5 protein-coding genes and 1 pseudogene are annotated in these 5,378 nt (G+C 65.4%); 5 read left to right on the top strand and 1 reads right to left on the bottom strand.

Features of this window, described 5'->3' with window-relative positions; translation table 11 throughout:
• From FJ980_RS29075 to FJ980_RS29060, 4 genes and pseudogenes are all read left to right on the top strand, one after another.
• A pseudogene (locus FJ980_RS29075) lies at positions 1-235 on the top strand (hypothetical protein); the annotation flags it as partial.
• Positions 236-417: 182 nt separating this feature from the next.
• Positions 418-1,440: a MotA/TolQ/ExbB proton channel family protein gene (locus FJ980_RS29070; protein ID WP_140547079.1), complete on the top strand. Its 1,023-nt coding sequence runs from the start codon at positions 418-420 to the stop codon at positions 1,438-1,440.
• A gap of 1 nt (position 1,441) precedes the next feature.
• A complete protein-coding gene (locus tag FJ980_RS29065; protein WP_140547078.1) occupies positions 1,442-2,470 on the top strand; it encodes a peptidoglycan -binding protein in 1,029 nt (342 codons plus the stop codon).
• Between the two features lie 250 nt (positions 2,471-2,720).
• Positions 2,721-3,146, top strand: coding sequence for a hypothetical protein (locus tag FJ980_RS29060; RefSeq protein ID WP_140547077.1), 426 nt, complete (start codon positions 2,721-2,723; stop codon positions 3,144-3,146).
• Positions 3,147-3,221: 75 nt separating this feature from the next.
• Here the strand turns inward: FJ980_RS29060 and FJ980_RS29055 are convergent, their stop codons facing one another.
• Positions 3,222-3,575 carry a DUF1304 domain-containing protein gene (locus FJ980_RS29055; protein WP_140547076.1) on the bottom strand — a complete coding sequence of 118 codons (354 nt, stop codon included), beginning with the start codon at positions 3,573-3,575 and terminating at the stop codon, positions 3,222-3,224.
• A gap of 144 nt (positions 3,576-3,719) precedes the next feature.
• Between FJ980_RS29055 and FJ980_RS29050 the strand changes: the two genes are divergently transcribed.
• On the top strand, positions 3,720-5,204 hold the full coding sequence (locus FJ980_RS29050; RefSeq protein ID WP_140547075.1) for a carboxypeptidase M32: 1,485 nt from the start codon (positions 3,720-3,722) through the stop codon (positions 5,202-5,204).
• The last annotated feature ends 174 nt before the right edge of the window (positions 5,205-5,378 follow it).

The following is a 5,378-nucleotide window of genomic DNA, read 5'->3' as shown; positions in this document are numbered from 1 at the left end:
TGCGGTTTGCCGTAGCGACGGGTGGTCCGCGCGAAGAGCTCCGCGGTCGCCGCGACCGAGCGCGACCTCGGTCGCGCTGCTTGTCGCCGGCGGCATCGTCTATTCCTGCGGTGTCGTCTTCTTCGCCTGGAAGGGCCTGCGCTTTCACAATGCCGTCTGGCACGGCTTCGTCGTCACCGGCGCCGGCCTGCATCTGGCCGCCATGGTCGACTGCCTGGTCGTCAACCGGTTCTAGGCCCTGGAGCATTCGGGAAAAGTGCGTAGCGGCTAAGTCCGGGCCTCGGCCGTGGCGTTCCGTTCGGAATTGCGCCAAAACAAGCAAGTGCCGGCGATATTGCCAAGCGCCATTCAATTTGGTCACAATTCCGTTTAGAGTCGCGGCAATTCTGCGGCGGTGGCATCGGAAACGGGGCACGGATGGCTTTTCTCAGATCCTTCGGCAGGCGATCGGACGTCCTGGTCTACGACCCGCACAAGTTGTCGAGCCCGCAGGTCTTCCTGCTCACCATGGTGATCTTCCTGATCATCGTCGCTTTCATCGCCGCCATCCTCACCCGCCAGATCTCGACCGCCTTTTCCAGCAATCCGGGCCTCAACGGACTGATCGTCGGCGTGCTGGCGGTCGGCATCCTGCTTGCCTTCGCCCAGGTCGGGCGGCTGTTCCGCGAGGTGCGCTGGGTCAATTCCTTCCGCGCCGGCTCCGAGACCACCGAGCCGGTGCTTTTGTCGCCGATGAAGGCGATGATCGGCCGCTCGTCGACGATCGCGTTTTCGACCTCCTCGATGCGCACGATGCTGGATTCCATCGCCACCCGCCTCGACGAGAGCCGCGACACCTCGCGCTATCTGGTCGGCCTGCTTGTGTTCCTCGGGCTGCTCGGCACTTTCTGGGGCCTGCTCAACACCATCGCCTCGATCCGCGAGACGATCGAGGCGCTGGACCCGGGCACCGGCGATGCCGCCGCCGTGCTCGACGCGCTCAAGCAAGGACTGTCGGCGCCGCTCGCCGGCATGGGCACCGCGTTCTCGTCCTCGCTGTTCGGCCTTTCCGGCTCCTTGGTGCTCGGCTTCCTCGACCTGCAGGCCGGCCGCGCCCAGACCCGCTTCTACACCGAGCTCGAGAACTGGCTGTCCTCGGTCACCGACCTGTCGTCGGACATCGTCGTGTCCGACACGTCGAAAACAGCCGAATCCTCCGAGGACATCCGCCTGCTGTCGGAGCGGCTGCGCAGCCTGCAGGAGAATGGCGGCGGCTCCAATCCGCGCGTCGCCACCGCCATGGCCAATCTTGCCGACGGCATCTCGGGGCTGGTGAAGAACATGCGCTCCGAGCAGCAGATCATGCGCGACTGGGTCGAAGCCCAGTCCGACGAGCAGAAGGCCATGCGCAACACGCTGGAAAAGATCGCCGACGCGCTGAAGAAGCAAGGGGTCCACTGACGTGGCGCTGGCAAGACGGCGCGCCGACCGCCGCATCGACTATTGGCCGGGCTTTGTCGACGCTTTGTCGACGCTGCTGCTGGCGATCATGTTCCTGCTCACCGTCTTCGTGCTGGCGCAGTTCCTGCTCAGCCGCGAGATCTCCGGCAAGGACACGGTTCTCAACCGGCTCAACTCGCAGATCAACGAGCTGACCCAGTTGCTCGCGCTCGAGCGCTCGAATTCGCAGGACAAGGAAGACTCGCTCGCCAATCTGCAGGCCTCGCTGTCGGCGGCGGAAGCGGAAAAGAGCCGGCTCCAGCAATTGCTGGAACAAGGCGCCGGCGCCGGCGATGCCGCCAACCAGCGCGCCACCGCATTGTCCGGCGAGCTCAGCAACCAGCGCCAGATCAGCCAGCAGGCGCTGAGCCAGGTCGAGATCCTCAACCAGCAGATCGCGGCCCTTCGCAAGCAGATCGGCGCGCTCGAAGACGCGCTCAACGTCTCCGAGCAGCGCGACCGCGACTCCAACACCAAGATCGCCGATCTCGGCCGCCGCCTGAACGTCGCGCTGGCGCAGCGCGTCCAGGAACTCAACCGCTACCGTTCCGACTTCTTCGGCCGGCTGCGCGAGATCCTCGCCGACCGCGAGAACATCCGCATCGTCGGCGACCGCTTCGTCTTCCAATCGGAGGTGCTGTTCCCGACCGGCTCCGACGTGATCAACGACGCCGGCAAGGTCGAGATGAAGAAGCTCGCCGACGCCATCATCGAATTGCAGAAGGAAATCCCGCCGGAGATCAGCTGGGTGCTGCGTGTCGACGGCCATACCGACAACAAGCCGCTGTCCGGCACCGGCCGCTATCGCGACAACTGGGAGCTGTCGACCGCCCGCGCCACCTCGGTGGTGAAGTTCCTGATCGAGAACGGCGTGCCGGCCAACCGGTTGGTGGCCGCCGGCTTCGGCGAGTTCCAGCCGCTCGACCCTGCCGACACCGACGAGGCGCGCAGCAAGAACCGCCGCATTGAACTGAAGCTCACCGAACGGTGAGCTATTATCACGCCAAGTCACGGGAAGTTGTTTGTCGGCTGAATACTTAGAGCGCCAAGTCGCCGCGACAAGCGCCGAAAACATTATCTTTTTTTAATTACACATCGCAAATCGACGCACCTAACTTGCCGCGCAGGGCCGGGGTCCGCCGGCGATGCCTCGCATCGCGACGCGACGGAACCGGACGGCCCGAAAGGTCGGAAGACGAAGCGGCGCGGCCGCTCCCTTCCTGGTAGGAGGATGCGCCGCCATGCGCATTTCAACATCTCTCAAGACAGCAATCCTCGCTGCGGTTCTGATCGCGGCTCCGCTCGCCGCCTATGCGGCCGGGCATCACAGGGGCGGCGCCCTGGACACACCCGATCCGACCGCTATGACCGGACCACGCGTGACGAGCCTGATCGAGCAGATCCAGGGCGTGAACCAGGGCATCACCGACGCCCGCGAAGCGAACAGCATCTCGGCCTCGGAAGCGCAGCACCTGCATACGCGTGCGGCGCATATCAGTCAGGCCGCGCAACATGTCGCGGCTTCGGATCACGGCAGGATACCGTCCGCGCAATATCACGAGCTGCTGCGCAGGCTCGACAATGTCGACCAGAGACTGATGAACGACACCGGCAGCAGCTTCATGATGGGCGACGGTTCCGACGGCGGGAATTACCCGAACGGCTGACCTCTTCGAAAGGGATCATCTGGCGCCCACGGGAATCTGGCCTGGGGCGTCGTTTTCGATCGCGCCCTGCTTCGATTACAGGCCGAGCCAAAGCGCGACGATGGCGAGCACCGCCGGCGCCGTCTGGATGAACAGGATCTTGCGGCTGACGGTCGCCGCGCCGTAGAGGCCGGCGATGGCGACGCAAAGCAGGAAGAACATATCGATCTGGAACCCGCCGGCGCCGAGATAGAGGCCCCAGATCAGGCCCGCGGCGAGAAAGCCGTTATAGAGGCCCTGGTTGGCGGCAAGCACCTTCGAGGCGCTGGCGAATTCCGGCGTCAGCCTGAACGTCTTGCGGCCGCGCGGCGTGTCCCACAACACCATCTCGAGATAGACGATATAGCAGTGGATCAGCGCCACCAGCCCGACCAGGATATTGCCGACCATTGTCCCCTCCGTCCTTCGGACAAGCATTGACCACACGCCGACGCCGCCGCGCAAGATAGGCTGACCCTCGACTCGCCAGCCAGGGTTGCCAAGCTTCGCGCGTTGGTATCTTTTCGCGCCAGCCCCTTGCAGCCGGAACCCGCCATGTCCTTCCAGAAACTCGACCAACTCGGCCACAAGCTCGAAGCGCTGGAGCATGCCTTAGCGATTCTCGGCGCCGACGAAGCGACGCATATGGCGGTCGGCGGCGGCGAGAAGCGCGCCGAGGCGATGTCCTCGCTTGCCGGCATGCTGCACCGCCAGGCCACGGCGCCCGAGATCGGCGACTGGATTTCGGCGGCCGAAGCCGAGCCGCTCGGCGAAGAGCAGCAGGCGGCGGTGCGGGAGCTGCGCCGTCAATACACCAATCTCACCTGCCTGCCGGTCGAGTTCGTCGAGCGCCAGACGGTGGCGCGCATGCGCTCCGAGCAGCTTTGGCGGAGCTTGCGCGCCAGGAACGACTGGGCGGGCTTCCTGCCGGCGCTGGAAGGCATCGTGACCTTGGTGCGCGAGGAAGCGGCGCTGCGCGCCGACGCGCTCGGCCTCGTCCCTTATGACGCGCTGATGGAGCAATACGATCCCGGCAACCGCGCCGCCGACATCACGCCGGTGTTTGCCGAGCTGAAGGCCTTCCTGCGCGACTTCCTGCCGCACGCGCTGGCCGTGCAGGATGCGCGGCTGGCAAAGCATCCGCGAAAGCCGCTCTCCGGCAGCTATGCCGTCGAGCGCCAGCGCGAGCTCGGCCTTGCCATGATGGCTGCCGTCGGCTTCGATCTCACCCACGGCTCGCTGTCGATATCGCATCATCCCTTCTGCGGCGGCGTGCCGACCGACGTGCGCATCACCACCCGATACAAGACCTCCGACTTCCTGTCGGCGCTGATGGGCGTACTGCACGAGACCGGCCACGCCCTCTACGAGCAGAACCTGCCGAAAGCCTGGTCGCACTGGCCGCTCGGCAAGGCACGCGGCATGGCCGTGCATGAGAGCCAGAGCCTGTTTGTCGAAAAGCAGATCGGCCGCAACCCGGCCTTCTGGCGCTGGGCGCTGCGGGTGGTCGAGAAACATCTCGGCGAAGCCTGGTCGATCGACGACATCCTGCCGCATGTCCACCATGTCGAGCGCGGCCTGATCCGCGTCGACGCCGACGAAGTCACCTATCCGCTGCATGTCATCCTGCGCTACGAGCTCGAGCAGGAACTCGTGTCCGGCCGGCTGGAGGTCGCCGACCTGCCCGAGGCGTGGGACGCGAAGATGCGCGATTATCTCGGGCTTTCGACCATCGACAATCCGGCCGACGGCCCGATGCAGGACGTGCACTGGCCGGGCGCCGCCTTCGGCTATTTCCCCTCCTATACGCTGGGCGCCATGATGGCCGCGCAGCAATGGGCGGCTCTGACCAGGGAGCATCCGTCCGCCGACCAGGACCTCGCCAAGGGCGATTTCAGCGCCATCAATGAGTGGCGTCGCGCAAAGATCTGGTCGCAGGGATCGCGCTGGTCGACGCCGGACCTGCTCGAGCGCGCCACCGGCGAGAAGCTCAACGCCGCTTACTTCACCGAGCACTTGAGCAGGCGCTACGGCAACTGACCCGCGGGTCGAAACCAGCTGGATGCGGCGTGCCTACTCCGCCGCGCCTTTGAAGGCGCTGGCGCCCGTCTCGAACTGCAGCTTGGCGAGTCGCGTGTAGATGCCGCCCTTGGCGACCAGGCTCTGATGCGTGCCTTCCTCGACGATGCGCCCGCCGTCCATGACCAGGATGCG

It is taken from the genome of Mesorhizobium sp. B1-1-5, from assembly GCF_006443065.1.
Lineage (GTDB): Bacteria > Pseudomonadota > Alphaproteobacteria > Rhizobiales > Rhizobiaceae > Mesorhizobium.
This window is presented reverse-complemented; position numbering and strand designations above follow the sequence as displayed.